Below are 15,052 nucleotides of genomic sequence, written 5' to 3' on the forward strand. Positions count from 1 at the left end.
GGCAAAATATGGCAGAGTTGCCGGATAAAGATAAATTGCTGCGTAACTTCGGGCGTTGCGCGAACTGGGAAGAGAAGTATCTCTATATTATTGAGCTGGGACAGCGTTTACCCCCGCTCAGTGAAGAGGCGCATAACCCGGAGAATACTATTCAGGGCTGCCAGAGCCAGGTGTGGATTGTGATGGAGCAAACTCACGACGGCACAATCCAGTTGCACGGCGACAGCGATGCAGCGATTGTAAAAGGGCTTATCGCCGTGGTGTTTATTCTTTATCACCAGATGTCGGCGCAGGACATTGTTGCGTTTGATGTCCGCCCGTGGTTTGAAAAAATGGCTCTGACTCAACACCTCACCCCCTCCCGTTCCCAGGGACTCGAAGCGATGATTCGCGCCATTCGCGCTAAAGCTGCAATCCTTAGCTAGACTTATAAAACAGCATTCATTCTGTTTCGCGAGGTGGTTCCCGCCTCGCTGGTTTTTCAGCTTTCTGACGTTCTGTCAGTGAATAAGGAATCTCAGCATGAAGCGCGCGTCTCTCATAACTCTATTACTCCTCAGTTCGCTCGGTGCCCTTAATTCGGCCCGCGCGATGGACTACCCATTGCCGCCCGCAGGCAGTCGTCTGATTGGGCAAAATCAAACCTACACCATACAGGAAGGGGATAATAAGCTGCAGACTATTGCCCGCCGGTTTAATACTGCAGCCCAGGTGATCCTGGAAACCAACAATACTATTGCGCCGATAAACCCTGCCCCGGGAACCGTTATTACCATTCCGTCGCAAATGCTGTTGCCGGATACGCCCCGCGAGGGGATTGTGGTGAATCTCGCTGAGCTTCGGCTCTACTACTTCCCGCCGGGAGAAAACATTGTTCAGGTCTTTCCGCTCGGCATCGGACAACTGGGGCTGGAAACACCCGTTACGACCACGCGGGTGAGCCAGAAAATCCCTAATCCTACCTGGACACCAACACCGGGCATCAGAGCACGCTCTCTGGAGCAGGGGATTAAATTACCTCCGGTTGTACCCGCCGGGCCGAATAACCCGCTAGGACGCTTTGCACTGCGTTTAGGCGTGGGTAATGGGGAATACCTGATCCACGGCACCAGTGCGCCGGACAGCGTCGGCCTTCGGGTCAGCTCTGGCTGTATGCGGATGAACGCCCCGGATATTAAAGCTCTGTTTGAACAGGTACGGGTTGGCACGCGGGTACAGATTATCAATGAGCCCGTGAAGTTTTCCGTCGAACCGGATGGTAAACGCTATATCGAAGTCCACCGTCCGCTGGCGCAGGTTGAGGGGGAAAACCCGCAGGTTTCGCCAATCACGCACTCCGCAGACTTTGCGACATTTGTTTCTCAGGCGGGAAGTGATAAAACGCTTATCAATAAGGCCCTGTCACGCCGTGCCGGGATCCCGGTTGTTGTATCGTCGGGTAGCGCGCCATCAGCCAGTAATAACGTGTTGTCGGTGCAGAACAGTCAGGCGTCTGCTGCCGTAGCGGAAGATGAAGGGGAGAAGGTGACGCAGTAGCAGTTTGATGCAGGCAAAAAAAATGGCGCACAATGTGCGCCATTTTATTAACAGGTACTATTACTTACGGTATTTAGTAGCCTGGTTGTCCAGACGCTGGTTAGCGCGAGCTGCGTCGTCTTTAGCAGCCTGAACGTCGGAACGCATTGCGTTCACGTCGTTGCTCAGCTGGTCAACTTTAGCGTTCAGAGTCTGAACGTCAGAAGACAGCTGATCGATTTTAGCGTTGCTGGAGCAACCAGCCAGCAGAGTAGAACCCAGGATTACCGCGCCCAGTACCAGTTTAGTACGATTCATTATTAATACCCTCTAGATTGAGTTAATCTCCATGTAGCGTTACAAGTATTACACAAAGTTTTTGGGTTGAGAATATTTTTTGATGGGAATACCCCTATTTTTGATCGTTCGCTCAAAGAAGCATCGAATCAGCCCTTTTCGGGCAAAAATCTATGTAAAAAAAGGCATTTATCATCGGATTCATCTTAGATAATTCGCAATTAAATAGAAAAACCCGATTTGCATTTTGAATGACTTTGGCTAATGCCAGGAATAAAAAAAGCGCCCCGAGGGGCGCTTTTTACCAAAATTAATTCGTTCGGGAATTATTACAGCACGTGAACAGATGCTGTATTGGTAGTTCCGCTTGGTACCAGTGCACCAGAAACCATAACCACAACGTCACCTTTCTGAGCCAGGCCACGATCAACCAGCTCCAGAGCCACTTCTTTACCCAGGCGATAGAAATCATCGGTAGAGGCAATTTCTTTCACCAGGTGAGGCACAACGCCTTTGCTCAGTACCAGCTGACGAGCAGTGGTTTCATTGGTGGTCAGTGCCAGGATGGTCGCATCCGGGAAGTATTTACGCACAGCGCGAGCAGATTTACCGCCCTGGGTGGCAACCACGATCAGTGGCGCTTCCAGTTTCTCTGCAGTTTCAACTGCACCACGGCACACCGCTTCAGTGATGCGCAGTTTACGGCTGTCGTTATTGTAATCCAGACGGCTTTTCATCACGCGGTCGGTACGTTCGCAGATGGTGGCCATGATGGTCACCGCTTCCAGCGGATATTTACCCTTCGCGGATTCGCCAGACAGCATAACTGCATCAGTACCGTCGAGGATGGCGTTTGCCACGTCGCCTGCTTCTGCGCGGGTTGGGCGTGGGTTTTTGATCATGGAGTCCAGCATCTGCGTTGCAGTGATAACCACTTTACGCGCGCGAACACATTTCTCGATCATCATCTTCTGCGCGAAGATCACTTCTTCAACCGGGATTTCAACGCCCAGGTCGCCACGTGCAACCATGATGCCGTCAGACGCTTCGAGGATTTCGTCGAAGTTGTTCAGGCCTTCCTGGTTTTCAATTTTGGAGATGATCTGGATCTTCTCGCCGCCGTGCGCTTTCAGGTGCTCACGGATTTCAACCACGTCAGAACGTTTGCGGATGAAAGAGGCAGCAACGAAGTCAACGCCTTGCTCGCAGCCGAAGATCAGGTCTTGTTTGTCTTTTTCAGCCAGTGCTGGCAGCGCGATGGAAACGCCCGGCAGGTTAACGCCTTTGTTTTCGCCCAGGTCGCCGTTGTTCAGCACTTTACAGATAACTTTGTTACCTTCGATAGCGGTGACTTCCATACCGATCAGACCATCGTCTACCAGTACGGTGTTACCGACGGACAGGTCGCTGGTGAAGCCTTCATAGGTCACAGCAACGATTTCGCTGTTGCCGACAACGGATTTGTCAGTAGTGAAGGTGAAAGTCTGGCCCGCTTTCAGAGAGACGTCGTTACCGCCTTCCAGTTTGATGGTGCGGATTTCAGGACCTTTAGTATCCAGCAGGATCGCGGCTTTTTTACCGGTCTTGCTCATCACGTTGCGCAAATTCTGGATACGCTGACCGTGTTCCGCGTAGTCACCATGGGAGAAGTTCAGACGCATCACGTTCATGCCGGCATCCAGCATTTTGCTCAGCATCTCTTCAGATTCGGTTTTCGGGCCGATAGTACAAACAATTTTCGTCTTTTTCATGACAGTCTTAGTCTTTAAGTTGGGAAGGATATGGAAATCTCGCTCCTGGGGCGCACCGCCGCGGAGTCAAACCTGTGTTGCAAAAGAGTATATGACACGCACTAAGGATAGGAGACATCAAATGAGCGTGCAGAAGAAAGTGTGCCTGAGTGACAGCCCAACGAAGGAGAGGAGAAGTTGTACGTTGTTTTTTGTATTCCAAGCGCTGAAACCATTCACCAGGGATTAGGAGCGCATTATACGCTGATTTTTAGCTAAAAGGAAAATGGAAACGGTGTTTCAGAAATAATCTGTGAAGTTTCACATAATATTGTTATCAAGGCGTTAAGCCATAATGACAACTTATGGCGGCAGGGGATTAACCTGCCGCATTTTGCTTATTTTTTCAGCGCCTGGCTGAGGTCGGCAATCAAGTCTTTTGGATCTTCAATTCCCACTGACAGGCGGATCAGCTGCGGCACAATGCCGTTTGCCAGGCGTTGCTCCAGCGGAATCGAGGCGTGCGTCATGCTGTAAGGCTGGCTCACAAGGCTCTCAACGCCGCCCAGGCTTTCCGCAAGGGTGAACAACTTCAGGTTGCGAATCACTTCTGCTGCACGTTGCGCATCGCCTTTTACGACAACAGAAATCATTCCGCCGGGCAATGCCATCTGCGTGCGGGCAAGCGAATATTGCGGGTGCGATTCCAGGCCGGGATAGAACACCTTTTCAACCTGCGGGTGTTGCTCCAGCCATTGCGCAATCGCCAGCGCGTTGGTGCTGTGCTTTTCTACCCTCAAAGCCAGCGTGCGAATACCGCGCAGCGTCAGGAAACTGCTGAACGGATCCAGTACGCCACCGACCGCGTTTTGCAGGTAGCCAAGTTTGTCCGCCAGCGCCTGGTTATCTCCTACCACCGCCAGTCCGGCGACGACGTCAGAGTGGCCGTTAAGGTATTTGGTCGCGGAGTGCACCACGATATCGAAACCCGATTCCAGCGGACGGTGGATCACCGGCGACGCGAAGGTGTTATCCGCCACGCTGATGACGTTATGACGACGGGCGATAGCTGCAATGGCCGCCAGGTCCGCCAGCTTAAGCAGTGGGTTGGTGGGCGTTTCGACCCAGACCATACGCGTATCCGGGCGAATGGCGGCCTCCAGCCCGGCTAAGTCGTCCGGTTTAACCCAGCTGACCTGCAGGCCGGTGCTGTGCTTGCGCACGTTCTCGATCAGGCGATACGTCCCACCGTAGACGTCATCAATGGCGACAATATGGCTGTCTTTATCCAGCAGTTCGAGCACCGTGGAAATAGCCGCCAGACCGGAGGCAAAAGCGTAGCCGCGCGTGCCGCCTTCCAGTTCGGCGATGGCGGTCTCCAGCGCGTGGCGAGTCGGGTTGCCGCTCCGGGAATATTCATAGCCGGTATGTTCTCCGGGAGACGGTTGCGCAAACGTCGAGGTGGCATAAATCGGTGGCATAACGGCGCCATGTTGATCGTTAAACTCGCCGCTGTGGACGCTCAAGGTAGCCAGGTTTTTCATCATCTATTCCTTTATTGCTGAAGACGGTTGCGCCAGGCGGTCAGAACGTCGCTGCGCGTAATCAGACCCAGAAAACGGTCGTTGTCATTGATCACGGCCACCAGACCGCGGTCGAAAATGGTATTCAGGTCGCTTTCCGGGGCGCGTTTATCGAGGAACTCCACCTGACGGGTCATGGCCTCAGTTACGGGAAGTGCGAAGCGATCGCCATCGCCGTCGATATTCCGCAGGAGATCCCACTCGTCGATAATGCCGACGACCTTGCCGTTCTCCAGTACCGGCAACTGGGAGATGTCATACAGACGCATGCGTGCCAGGACGGTGGAAAGCGTGTCGTCCGGGGCGGCGGTGACGGTAGCCCCTTCATCGTGGCGCAGGGCGATATAGTCGGAGAGATCGCCTGCCTGCGGGCGCGTGATCAGGCCTTGCTGATGCATCCAGTCATCGTTGAACATCTTCGAGAGGTATTTATTGCCGCTGTCGCAGGCGAAAGTCACCACGCGCTTCGGCGTGGTCTGCGCCTGGCAGTATTTCAGCGCCGCCGCCAGCAGCGTGCCGCTGGAGGAGCCTGGCAGAATACCTTCCGTTTTCAGCAGCTCGCGCGCGGTGGTGAAGGCTTCCCGGTCGGTGATGCGCCAGGCGCGATTCACGCCTTCGATGTGGGCCAGCGGAGGAATAAAGTCTTCGCCAATTCCCTCAACCAGCCAGGAGCCGGCATCGTGATATTTCCCGGTTTCTACCTGGTCTGCCAGAACGGATCCTGCCGGGTCTGCCAGCACAAACTCCGTGTGCGGAGAGTGCTCGGCGAACCACGCCTGCAGGCCGCCCAGCGTCCCGCCTGAACCCACACCCACTACGATAGCGTCGATCTTGCCGTCCAACTGCTCATACAGTTCCGGGGCTGTGGTGGTGCGGTGTGCCAGCGGATTGGCTTCGTTATTGAACTGGTCGATGTAAAACGCGCCGGGCAGTTCATTAGCCAGGCGCTGCGCGTAATCCTGGTAATAGGCGGGATGGCCCTTATTAACGTCGGAGCGGGTCAGTACCACCTGGGCACCCAGCGCGCGCAGGTGGAAAATTTTCTCGCGGCTCATTTTGTCCGGTACCACCAGGATCAGCGAGTAGCCTTTCTGAGCGGCGATCAGAGCCAGGCCGAGACCGGTATTTCCCGCCGTCGCCTCAATGATCGTACCGCCCGGCTGCAGCTGCCCGGTACGCTCCGCTTCATTAATCATCGACAGCGCAACGCGATCCTTAATAGAACCGCCCGGGTTCTGGTTTTCCAGCTTCAGGAACAGCGAGCAGGGACCGGTATCAAGCTTATGCAGCTGGATAAGCGGGGTACGACCAATGAGTTCGGTGACGGAGTGATAAATCGCCATGATGTTTTCCTTTCTGGATGTCATGACGGGATGATAGGGCGGTGTAATTTTCGCAATAAAGAACCATTCACTGCCGTTTAGAACTGAAAGGAATATAAATGCCGTTTTTGGATGTCAGGATAGCAAGACGTAAAGTTGTCTGGATGTGAGGATGGCTATACCAGTGAGAAATGCTGCAAAAATGACCGATTTTTAAGGGTGTCAGCCAGCAGATATACATCTGGCAGATAATCATTGCTGAAATTGGTCTAAATGCTTCCCACCCGGTAAATCCGCCGTTTATTTCCCACGGTTATAACACATTCTTTTTTGTTCATTTAAAAGCTGATAACGCCTGTTTACACTCATTTGGACATCCATACTGCTAAACCGCCATGCGCGGGACGGATAACGAATAAGAATGATTGTACTGAGTAATATTTCGAAGGTTTTTGGCAACGGAAAGGTGGCACTGACTGCCGTTGATAACGTCAATTTGACGGTAGCTCAGGGACAGATTTACGGAATTATTGGTTACAGTGGGGCCGGGAAAAGCACGCTGATTCGTCTGCTGAATGGTCTGGAAAAACCCAGCGCCGGAAGCGTTACCATTAACGGACAGGATATCTCTGCCGCCAGCGGCGAAGCGCTGCGCCAGGCGCGCCTGAAAATCAGTATGGTGTTCCAGCATTTCAACCTGCTGTGGTCGCGCACGGTCTCAGAAAACATCGCGTTTTCCATGCAAATTGCTGGCGTGCCAAAAGCGAAAATCAAGGCCCGCGTGGCCGAACTTGTCGAACTCGTTGGGCTAAAAGGGCGTGAAAATGCCTACCCGTCGCAGTTGAGCGGCGGGCAAAAGCAGCGTGTGGGCATTGCGCGTGCGCTGGCTAACAGCCCCGACGTGCTGCTCTGTGATGAAGCTACGTCAGCGCTCGACCCGCAGACTACCGATCAGATCCTCGATCTGCTGCTGGATATTAACCGCCGCTTCAAGCTGACCATCGTGTTGATCACGCACGAGATGCACGTGGTGCGCAAAATCTGCGACCGCGTGGCGGTGATGGAGAACGGTAAAGTGGTGGAAGAGGGGGACGTGCTGAGCGTCTTTACCCATCCGCAGCAGCCGATTACCCAGCAGTTTGTCCGTCAGGTGAGCCAGTACGCGGAAGAGGAAACGTTTAATAGCGAGCTGGCAAACGATCTGGAAGGCACGGTCATCAGGCTGACCTTTACCGGGCACAGTACCCATAAGCCGATCGTGGGCGAACTGACGCTGCGCTACGGCCTGCCGTTTAACATCCTGCACGGGAAGATGACGCAAACCGCCCACGGCGTGTTTGGCCAGCTCTGGGTGCACGTGGTGGCATCCGATGAACAACTGAACAATATCCTCGCCGACCTGCAGCACAGCGATATTGAAGGCGAGGTGATTAAACATGGCTGAAAATCTCTTTCCGCATCTCAAGTGGGATCAGCTTTGGGCGGCGACGCTGGAGACGCTGTACATGACGGCGCTTTCCGGCGTGGCGACCTTTGTCCTGGGCATCGTGCTGGGTCTGGCGCTGTTTTTAACCGCGCGCGGCGGGCTGTTCCACAACCGCACGGTGTATAGCGTCATTTCGATTGTGGTGAACGTGTTCCGCTCGATTCCGTTCATCATTTTGATTGTGCTGCTGATCCCGTTTACCAAGACCGTTGTCGGCACCATTCTTGGCGCCAACGCGGCACTGCCGGCGCTGATCGTGGGTGCCGCTCCTTTCTACGCGCGCCTGGTGGAGATCGCCCTGCGTGAAGTGGACAAAGGCGTCATCGAAGCAACCCGCTCGATGGGCGCACGACTGAGCACGTTAGTGTTTCGGGTTTTACTGCCGGAATCATCACCTGCACTGGTATCAGGTATTACGGTGACGCTGATTGCGCTGGTAAGTTACAGCGCGATGGCGGGGGTGATTGGCGCCGGTGGCTTGGGAAATCTGGCTTATCTGGAAGGATTCCAGCGCAACCATGGTGACGTCACGCTGGTGGCAACGGTGACCATTTTAATCATCGTTTTCATCATCCAGTTCTGCGGCGATGTCATTACTTCACTGTTAGATAAACGCTAATAAATACACACAGGAACCACATCATGAAAAAGACACTGACACTGATCGCCGCTGCAACCCTGAGCGCCCTGAGCTTTGCCTCGTGGGCAGATACCCTGACCGTGGGCGCGTCCAACACGCCACACGCTGAAATTCTGGAGCAGGCAAAACCGATTCTGGCGAAGCAGGGGATCGACCTGGAGATTAAACCGTTCCAGGACTACATTCTGCCCAACACCGCGCTGGCGGGTCATGATATCGACGCGAACTATTTCCAGCACATCCCTTACCTGAACAGCGTTCTGAAAGATCATGCGGGCGACAAGGATTATGATTTTGTCAGTGCAGGCGCGATCCACATTGAGCCAATCGGCATTTACTCTAAAAAATATAAGTCGCTGAAAGATCTGCCGGAAGGCGGAAAAATCATCATGCGTGACGCTGTTTCTGAAGAGGGTCGTATCCTCTCTATCTTTGAAAAAGAGGGCGTGATCAAGCTGAATCCGGGCATCGACAAAGTGACCGCGCGCATCAGCGACATCGTAGAAAACCCGAAAAAGCTGCAGTTCACCCCTAACGTTGAAGCCTCTCTGCTGCCGCAGATGTACAACAATGATGAAGGCGCTGCTGTGGTGATCAACGCCAACTACGCGATTGACGCCGGTCTGGATCCGGTTCACGACCCGATTGCGGTTGAGAGCGGTGAAAACAACCCGTACGCCAACATCATCACCGTGCATCGCGGTGACGAGAAGAAGAAAGATATCGTTGCGCTGGTGAACGTGCTGCACTCGAAAGAGATTCAGGACTGGATCCGCACCAAGTACAAAGGCGCAGTCATTCCAGTAAACAACTAATTAGCTGATTTTACAGATGAAGCCCGGCGAGTTTCTCGCCGGGCTTCTTTTTTGTATCCGGCAGGAGAATCATTTAAGCTCAACGTTTAACAGGCAATGGAGTGATGACGATGGGTAATGTGACTAAAGATGAAGCGCTGTATCAGGAGATGTGCCGGGTAGTCGGTAAGGTGGTGCTTGAGATGCGTGATTTAGGGCAGGAGCCAAAGCATATTGTCATTGCCGGAGTACTGCGTACCGCGCTGGCGAACCAGCGCGTTAAACGCAGTGAATTAACAACCGAAGCGATGGAAACGGTGGTTAAAGCGCTGGCCGGGTGATGCGCCAGCGTTTCGCAAGCTGCTCCAGCGAGCAGCAGAGCAGGTAGTAGACCACACCCGTAAAGATAAAAATGGCCGCCGGGTAGATTTGCACCCGGTTGTTGACCTGTCCCGCGACTGTGGTCAGTTCCGGTACGTTCACGATAAACGCCAGCGACGTATCCTTCAGCAGACTGATAAAAATTCCCACCAGCGACGGCAGAATATTCCTCAGCGCCTGCGGCAGCAGCACGCGCAACAACGTTTGTTGCGTGCTGAATCCCTGAGACAGGGCAGCCTCATATTGCCCGGAGGGTAGCGCGTTAAGTCCGGCCAGCACCGAGTGCATCACGGTTGCCGCCGTAAACCAGGCCAGGGCCAGCGTGACGGTCAGCGCCCCCGGCAGATCGCCCCCGGTGATGAGCGGCAGCAGATACCACATCCAGAAAATCACAAAGATGAGTGGGATACCGCGGATCAGTTCTGCCCACAAAAAAAGCAGTTTGCGTACGAGCCCGGTAAAGCGCCAGGCCAGACACGCGAGAGCAACCCCGCCGGGCAGAGCGATGGCGGCGGCTCCAGCCGCCATCATCAACGAGAGCAATACGCCGCCCGGTTCGCCGCTTGCCGCGCGTCCCCACAACAGATAATCGAGGTTATCGGTGATGACATTAAGTCCGGCAATCATGTTTTTCACTCCCTGCGGTGACAACGATGGGGCGTTTACGTTTCGCCTGAGGTCCAATACGAACCAGCACCATTCCCATGACCAGACCGGTCAGGAGATAGAGTGCGGTACCAACAGTAAATGCCTCCAGCGCATGCGCGTTGTAGCTTTCAATCTGCCTGACCTGGTAGGTGAGTTCGGCAAAGCCAATCCCGCTGGCGAGCGAGGAGAGCTTCATCAGATTAAGGTACTGCCCCACAACGGGCTGCCAGGCGTTGGCCAGGCCCTGCGGCAGAAGGATGTGACGAAACAAACGCCACGAAGAGAAACCCTGAGCCAGCGCGGCCTCCCGTTGTCCGGCAGGCACAGAACGTAACCCTGACTCCACCTCTTCGATTAAAAACGCCGAGGTAAAGACGCCCAACCCCCAGGCGGAACATAAAAACTCGGGTGTAAACCACCAGACGTCGCCGGGCAGAATTGACCAGCTGTGATCCGCGTTAACCACGTCGCGAAACGCCTGTGGTAATCCGTTCCAGGCGGCAAAATACCAGAACAGCAGCTGCACCAGCAGCGGCGTATTGCGAAACAGCGATACCCAGCCACTGACGATGGCGCTCCCGAGGCGTCCGCCGGAAAGGCGCAGGAGCATAAAAAGTAATGCCAGCAGGCTTGCCAGCATGACCCCCATAATCGTGACCCACAGGGTGGTGAGAAATCCGGAGAATATCCACTGCAGGGGCTGTCCGGTCAGTACCCCGTGCCAGTCGAGCGCGGGCATTACAGATGCTCCTGATGCAGTGGGTTAAGCACCTTTTGCAGGAAACGCTGCGCGCGCGGATGTGAGGGCTGACTAAAAAACTGCGCCGGCGGCGCAATCTCGAGAATTTGCCCGCCGTCGATAAAGACGATCCGGTCGGCAATCTCCCGGGCAAACTGCATCTCGTGGGTCACGACGATCATGGTGATCCCGCTGTGGGCGAGGGCTTTCATCACAAACAGCACTTCGCCAATCATCTCAGGATCGAGAGCCGATGTCGGCTCGTCGAAGAGAATGATTTGCGGCGAAGAGGCCAGAGCACGGGCTATCGCCACGCGCTGCTGTTGACCACCAGAAAGTTCTGCCGGGAAATGGTAGGCTTTTTCCAGCATTCCGACTTTCTCCAGCAGCGACAGCGCGCGCTCCTGGGCAGGTTGCGGCTTCCAGCCGTGAACCTGCTCCAGCGCCAGGGTGATGTTCTGGCTGGCGGTAAGATGGGCATAAAGATTGAATTGCTGAAACACAAACCCCACGCGGCTGCGCAGTTGACGCAGCCCGATACCAGACAGCTTGCCGGTCGGTTTGTTGTCGACAAGGATCTCCCCGCCGCTCAGGGTTTCAAGCTGGTTGATGAGACGAATCAGGGTGGATTTACCGGAACCCGAAGGGCCGAGGATGGCGACCACTTCTCCGGGCGTGATGGTGAGGTTAATGTCGTTTAAAACCTGATGGTCACCGTAACGTTTGTCCACATGACGAAACTCGACGCTGGCCTGTTCCAGATGTGAAAAATCCGCGGCACCGGCCGCGGAGTGTGAAAATAAACCTGAGAGCATATTACTTAGCTTCTATTTTAAAGGCGCGAGGCTGTGGAGCTGGAGTGCCTGGACCAAACCAGACGTCGTAGATTTTTGCCGCCTGGCCGTTCTTCTCGAGATTAACCAGCTCGTCGTTAACGGCCTTCAGAAGCGCGGTTTCACCTTTCTTCACCCCCACGCCAATCTCTTCTTTACTGAGCAGGTCGGGCAGGATTTTAAAGTTGGCTTTATCCGGCGCCTGCGCCAGCAGACCGGCCAGAATGGTGCTGTCCTGGGTGATTGCCTGCACGTTGCCATTGCGCAGTGCCGTCAGCGCCAGTGGAATATCGTCATAAGAGAGCACGCGTGGCTGCGGGAAACGCTGGTGCAGCGCCTGCTCGCCCGTGGTTCCTTTGACCGCGCCAATACGCGCCCGGCTGTAGTCATCAAGCTTGTCCGGTGATTTCGCCGGAACCAGGAACTGCTGGCCGGTGACGAAGTAAGGCGTCGAGAAATCAATGACCTGTGCGCGTTCCGGGGTGATGGTGATATCCGCCACGATCAGGTCGGCTTTGCCGGACTGCAGCAGCGGAATGCGGTTGGCCGGATTGGTGGCAACCAGTTCAAGCTTCACGCCGAGTGATTTAGCCAGCGCTTTGGCGAAGTCCACGTCGTAACCCACGATCTCATGCGTTTTGGCATCAATCGAGCCAAACGGCGGGTTGGCATCAAATGTGGCCACTTTCACCACCCCTGCTGCCTTGATATCCGCCAGCTGATCGGCCTGCGCCTGCGCTGAAAACAGGCCCCAGGCTGCCACTAATCCCAGAACCAGCGTCCGTTTTTTAAACCCTTTCATTTTTGCTGCCATAGTCATACGCCATCCCGTTGTTTTTGTTTTACCCCGTTACGCTCCCATAAGGGAAAGCTATCGCCAAATAAGAAATCGTTCTTTGCTATGAGCAAAAAAGCATTAGTGAACAAGGTGTTAATGAAGAGTGAAAAGGACGGGGGGCTATTTGCAGGTCCTGCACATCGACAGTGGATTTTGGTATTTCCCCTCCACGGGATTTGGGTGCTTAACTGAAGGCAGATACGGCGAGAGAGGGTAAGACGATGAAAAAATGGATCAGCACGTTACGGCGGTTTTTTGCGGCCCGGCCAGCGAATGCGGAGAACAGCGCGCAACGTGTTCTTGAGTCGATACTGCCTGTCGCCAGCCTGTATGGCGTAGACGTTGCCAACATTGACCCGGAGTGGTTCCATGATAAAACGCCACGCTGAACTGCGCCGCACGCGCGAAACGTACTGGAACGAGGTGTGCGCGACGTTTAACGAGTGAAATAAAAAAGCACCGGTTTCCCGGTGCTTTTTTATTAGATCTTGCAGGCGTCGCCGCAGTCATCGTCGGCGACAATCGCCTGCGCTTTTTTATCCGCGTCGTCCAGACGTTCCGCATTACGCTCTTCTGCTTCATCCAGACCGTTAAACACTAAGTTATCGAGATCAATTTCCATGTTGCACCTGCTCTGTTCAGTTTTTGATACTGGCACAGTATAGGGCAAAAAAAGCCAGCAATGTACCTCGCAGCACATAAGGATAATCCCTGCCATACTCAGTGCTTTATCGCTGAGGAGAACACATGATTACCCTCTGTAAAACCTGCGGAACCGCCTATGATGCACAGCCTGACAGATGCCCGATCTGCGAGGATGACCGTCAGTATGTGCCCGTCACGGGCCAGGTGTGGACAGATTTCGATACCGTAACCGCCACACACAGCAACAAATGGCAGCAGCTGGAGCCGCAATTGTTCAGTATCAAAACGGTGCCCGCATTTGCTATCAACCAGCGGGCATTGCTCCTGCGTACCCCGCACGGCAATATTCTCTGGGACTGTATTGCTAACCTCGACCCGGCAACTAAAACGCTCATCACTGCGCTCGGCGGTATCAGCGCGATTGCGATTTCGCATCCGCACTATTACACCACGATGCAGGAATGGGCTGCGGCGTTTGATGCACCATTGTATCTGCACGCCAGCGACAGAGAATGGGTCATGCGCGATAGCCCGGCAATCCACTTCTGGCAGGACGATGCGCTGGAAATTTTCCCGTCGGTTACTTTGCTGCGCCTCGGCGGTCATTTTGCTGGCGGGACAGTGCTGCACTGGCAGGAAGGTGCGGGGGTATTGCTGGTGGGCGATATTCTGCAGGTCACGCCGGGGAAAGACGCTGTCTCGTTTATGTGGAGTTACCCAAATTATCTTCCGCTGCCGGCCCGGACCGTAGCATCGGTAGTGAGTCATCTGAAAGGCAGAACGTTTGCACGTCTGTACGGTGCTTTCGAAGGGCAGAACATCCAGGCCTTCGCGGACGAAATTGTGCAGCGGTCGGGCCAGAAATATATTGCTTGTCTGAAGTAAACCACGATGGGTAAACTTTACGAGTGTGATCTCGATCATGCCTAAACTAAAACAGATAAAAGAGACATTGCTATGCAACATATCATTGAAGGTTTTCTCAGCTTTCAAAAAGAGATTTTCCCGCAACGTAAAGAACTCTTCCGCAGTTTAGCGTCCAGCCAGAATCCCAAAGCGCTGTTCATCTCATGCTCCGACAGCCGTCTGGTCCCGGAACTGGTCACCCAGCAGGAGCCAGGACAACTCTTTGTCATTCGTAATGCTGGCAACATTGTGCCGCCGTTCGGACCTGAGCCTGGCGGTGTGTCCGCAACCATCGAATACGCTGTTGTGGCGCTGGGTGTGACGGATATCGTGATTTGCGGTCACTCCAACTGTGGTGCGATGAAGGCGATTGCCGATAACGCGAACCTGGAGCCGATGCCTGCTGTGTCGCACTGGTTGCGCTATTCCGATGCGGCAAAAGCGGTGGTTGAGAAGAAAATCTGGGATAAGCCGATCGATAAAGTCAACGCGATGGTGCAGGAAAACGTATTTGCGCAGCTGAGCAACATTAAGACCCATCCATCCGTGGCGGTGGGCCTGCGTAACAACTCTATCCGACTGCACGGCTGGGTGTATGACATTGAAAGCGGCGAAATTCGCGCGCTGGATAAAGCGACGAAAACCTTCGTTTCGCTGTCTGAAAACCCGGAAGTGTATTTCGAGTAATCCATTAC

The 15,052-nt window shown here is 54.2% G+C and carries 18 protein-coding genes; 9 read left to right on the top strand and 9 right to left on the bottom strand.

Features of this window, described 5'->3' with window-relative positions; genetic code table 11:
- Positions 1-8: 8 nt before the first annotated feature.
- On the top strand, positions 9-425 hold the full coding sequence (gene sufE / locus ACLHV8_RS08770) for a cysteine desulfuration protein SufE (RefSeq protein ID WP_028017265.1): 417 nt from the start codon (positions 9-11) through the stop codon (positions 423-425).
- A 97-nt stretch (positions 426-522) separates the two neighbouring features.
- Positions 523-1,536, top strand: a complete 1,014-nt coding sequence (locus ACLHV8_RS08775) for a L,D-transpeptidase family protein (protein ID WP_208593906.1) — start codon at positions 523-525, stop codon at positions 1,534-1,536.
- 60 nt (positions 1,537-1,596) lie between these two features.
- Here ACLHV8_RS08775 and lpp read toward each other — a convergent pair whose 3' ends face one another.
- The 4 genes from lpp to ACLHV8_RS08795 form a co-directional block, all read right to left on the bottom strand.
- Positions 1,597-1,833, bottom strand: coding sequence for a murein lipoprotein Lpp (gene lpp, locus ACLHV8_RS08780; RefSeq protein ID WP_001082307.1), 237 nt, complete (start codon positions 1,831-1,833; stop codon positions 1,597-1,599).
- Between the two features lie 308 nt (positions 1,834-2,141).
- The gene (gene pykF, locus ACLHV8_RS08785; RefSeq protein ID WP_028017267.1) at positions 2,142-3,563 is read right to left on the bottom strand and encodes a pyruvate kinase PykF; all 1,422 of its coding nucleotides are present in this window, start codon (positions 3,561-3,563) and stop codon (positions 2,142-2,144) included.
- A gap of 377 nt (positions 3,564-3,940) precedes the next feature.
- Positions 3,941-5,086: a trans-sulfuration enzyme family protein gene (locus ACLHV8_RS08790; RefSeq protein ID WP_129324557.1), complete on the bottom strand. Its 1,146-nt coding sequence runs from the start codon at positions 5,084-5,086 to the stop codon at positions 3,941-3,943.
- Between the two features lie 11 nt (positions 5,087-5,097).
- Complete coding sequence (locus tag ACLHV8_RS08795) at positions 5,098-6,468, bottom strand: pyridoxal-phosphate dependent enzyme (protein WP_208593907.1); 1,371 nt, start codon at positions 6,466-6,468, stop codon at positions 5,098-5,100.
- A gap of 400 nt (positions 6,469-6,868) precedes the next feature.
- Here ACLHV8_RS08795 and ACLHV8_RS08800 point away from each other — a divergent pair, with 400 nt between their 5' ends.
- From ACLHV8_RS08800 to fumD, 4 genes are all read left to right on the top strand, one after another.
- Positions 6,869-7,891 (top strand): methionine ABC transporter ATP-binding protein, encoded by a 1,023-nt coding sequence (locus ACLHV8_RS08800; RefSeq protein ID WP_208593908.1) that lies wholly within the window; start codon positions 6,869-6,871, stop codon positions 7,889-7,891.
- Positions 7,884-8,552 carry a methionine ABC transporter permease gene (locus ACLHV8_RS08805; protein WP_008500617.1) on the top strand — a complete coding sequence of 223 codons (669 nt, stop codon included), beginning with the start codon at positions 7,884-7,886 and terminating at the stop codon, positions 8,550-8,552. Before ACLHV8_RS08800 ends, ACLHV8_RS08805 begins: the two co-directional genes overlap by 8 nt.
- Before the next feature lie 23 nt (positions 8,553-8,575).
- Positions 8,576-9,388 carry a MetQ/NlpA family ABC transporter substrate-binding protein gene (locus tag ACLHV8_RS08810; protein ID WP_208593909.1) on the top strand — a complete coding sequence of 271 codons (813 nt, stop codon included), beginning with the start codon at positions 8,576-8,578 and terminating at the stop codon, positions 9,386-9,388.
- Positions 9,389-9,498: 110 nt separating this feature from the next.
- Entirely contained in the window at positions 9,499-9,708 is a 210-nt protein-coding gene (gene fumD / locus ACLHV8_RS08815; RefSeq protein ID WP_008500615.1) for a fumarate hydratase FumD, read from the top strand.
- Here fumD and ACLHV8_RS08820 read toward each other — a convergent pair.
- The 4 genes from ACLHV8_RS08820 to ACLHV8_RS08835 are packed head-to-tail and all read right to left on the bottom strand — an operon-like array spanning position 9,689 to position 12,782.
- Positions 9,689-10,375 (bottom strand): amino acid ABC transporter permease, encoded by a 687-nt coding sequence (locus ACLHV8_RS08820; protein WP_208593910.1) that lies wholly within the window; start codon positions 10,373-10,375, stop codon positions 9,689-9,691. The genes fumD and ACLHV8_RS08820 overlap by 20 nt on opposite strands.
- On the bottom strand, positions 10,359-11,135 hold the full coding sequence (locus ACLHV8_RS08825; RefSeq protein ID WP_208593911.1) for an amino acid ABC transporter permease: 777 nt from the start codon (positions 11,133-11,135) through the stop codon (positions 10,359-10,361). The genes ACLHV8_RS08820 and ACLHV8_RS08825 overlap by 17 nt, the downstream gene beginning before the upstream one ends.
- Positions 11,135-11,950, bottom strand: coding sequence for an amino acid ABC transporter ATP-binding protein (locus ACLHV8_RS08830; protein WP_208593912.1), 816 nt, complete (start codon positions 11,948-11,950; stop codon positions 11,135-11,137). The genes ACLHV8_RS08825 and ACLHV8_RS08830 overlap by 1 nt, the downstream gene beginning before the upstream one ends.
- A 1-nt stretch (position 11,951) precedes the next feature.
- Positions 11,952-12,782, bottom strand: coding sequence for an ABC transporter substrate-binding protein (locus tag ACLHV8_RS08835; protein WP_208593957.1), 831 nt, complete (start codon positions 12,780-12,782; stop codon positions 11,952-11,954).
- Positions 12,783-13,027: 245 nt separating this feature from the next.
- On the opposite strand from ACLHV8_RS08835, the gene ACLHV8_RS08840 reads away from it, so the two are divergent.
- The gene (locus ACLHV8_RS08840; protein WP_032666818.1) at positions 13,028-13,195 is read left to right on the top strand and encodes a hypothetical protein; all 168 of its coding nucleotides are present in this window, start codon (positions 13,028-13,030) and stop codon (positions 13,193-13,195) included.
- Positions 13,196-13,287: 92 nt separating this feature from the next.
- Here the strand turns inward: ACLHV8_RS08840 and ACLHV8_RS08845 are convergent, their stop codons facing one another.
- The gene (locus tag ACLHV8_RS08845) at positions 13,288-13,428 is read right to left on the bottom strand and encodes a hypothetical protein (protein WP_003857665.1); all 141 of its coding nucleotides are present in this window, start codon (positions 13,426-13,428) and stop codon (positions 13,288-13,290) included.
- Positions 13,429-13,553: 125 nt separating this feature from the next.
- On the opposite strand from ACLHV8_RS08845, the gene ACLHV8_RS08850 reads away from it, so the two are divergent.
- A complete protein-coding gene (locus ACLHV8_RS08850) occupies positions 13,554-14,336 on the top strand; it encodes an MBL fold metallo-hydrolase (protein WP_028017277.1) in 783 nt (260 codons plus the stop codon).
- Positions 14,337-14,408: 72 nt separating this feature from the next.
- Positions 14,409-15,044 carry a carbonic anhydrase gene (locus ACLHV8_RS08855; RefSeq protein WP_108090114.1) on the top strand — a complete coding sequence of 212 codons (636 nt, stop codon included), beginning with the start codon at positions 14,409-14,411 and terminating at the stop codon, positions 15,042-15,044.
- Positions 15,045-15,052 lie beyond the last annotated feature (8 nt).

Source organism: Enterobacter sp. CPE_E863, from assembly GCF_046521465.1.
GTDB lineage: Bacteria > Pseudomonadota > Gammaproteobacteria > Enterobacterales > Enterobacteriaceae > Enterobacter > Enterobacter adelaidei.